Annotated in this window: 1 protein-coding gene; it reads left to right on the top strand. The window is 28.8% G+C overall.

The window, feature by feature from the left end:
- The first annotated feature begins 82 nt into the window (after window positions 1-82).
- A protein-coding gene (locus tag ACCQ42_RS09940) for an IS3 family transposase (RefSeq protein ID WP_199792160.1) occupies window positions 83-1,212 on the top strand; the annotation gives its coding sequence in 2 pieces (ribosomal slippage) (window positions 83-350 and window positions 350-1,212; 1,131 coding nt in all).
- Window positions 1,213-1,269 lie beyond the last annotated feature (57 nt).

The following is a 1,269-nucleotide window of genomic DNA, read 5'->3' as shown; positions in this document are numbered from 1 at the left end:
TGGTATGGATACAATAAATAGTACAATTTAAAATCGAATATATGATACAATAAATAATAAGAAATCATAGGAGGATTTTAAATTGGCTAGACACTACGAAGACGACTTCAAAAGGCAAATAGTAGAAATCTTTAACCAAGGAAACTACACATATAAAAAACTAGGTGAAGAATACGACATAGCACCATCAACAATAAGAGGATGGGTAAATAGGTACAACAACTCAAACTCCTTCGACATAGATGATAATAGAACAGAAGAAGAAAAGGAACTAATCAGACTAAGAAAAAAACTAAAACAGCTTGAAATGGAAAATGATATTTTAAAGCAAGCTGCACTACTACTAGGCAAAAAGTAAAGCTCATAATCTCAAATAGAGATAAATACAGTATTAGTGCAATGTGTAAGTTTTTAGGAATAACAAGAAGCTTAATATACTATCATATAAACAAAGAAGAATCTAAAAACAACCTAAAAACAGAAGAGCTTTTAGAAGAGAAAATCAAAGAAATATTCAGAAAAAGTAAAAACGCGTATGGATCTAGAAAAATCAAAGTAGAACTAGAAAATCAAGGCATAATAGCATCAAGAAGAAAAATATGTAAAGTAATGAAAAAACACGCCTTAATCTCAAGCTATACAGTAAAACAATACAAGGTAGAAAAAACTACATGTAACAATAAACAAATAAAAAATAAAGTAGACAGACACTTTGATAATAGAGAATCTTTAGAAGCATGTGTAAGTGACTTAACCTATGTAAGAGTAGGAAATAGCTGGAACTATATATGTGCAATAATAGATTTACACAACAGGGAAATAATAGGCTATGCAGCAGGTAAAAATAAAAGTGCTGAATTAGTAAAAGAAGCAATTTACTCAATAAGATATCCATTAAATAAAATAAAAATATTCCATACAGATAGAGGACGAGAATTTGATAATAAGAGCATAGATAAAATCCTAGATGTATTTGGAATAGAAAGATCCTTAAGCAAAAAAGGAAGTCCTTATGATAATGCTGTAGCTGAAGCATTTAATAAGGTAATGAAAACAGAATTTGTTTATCAGAAAGAATTTAGAAGTTTAAATCAACTAAAATTAGAACTATCAGAGTATGTTTACTGGTACAACAACCTAAGGATCCATGGATCCTTAGGTTACTTGCCACCAGTTAAATATAGACATTTAAGATTAAATAGATATTATTAGTTAATCTTAAATTAGTACGTTCGATTTTAGATTGTACAAATAGGTGTTGACAATCCA

The sequence above is a fragment of the Anaerococcus kampingae genome (assembly GCF_046365475.1).
Lineage (GTDB): Bacteria > Bacillota > Clostridia > Tissierellales > Peptoniphilaceae > Anaerococcus > Anaerococcus kampingae.
Note: the sequence above shows the minus strand (reverse complement) of the source record. Positions and strands in the feature narration are given on the sequence as shown.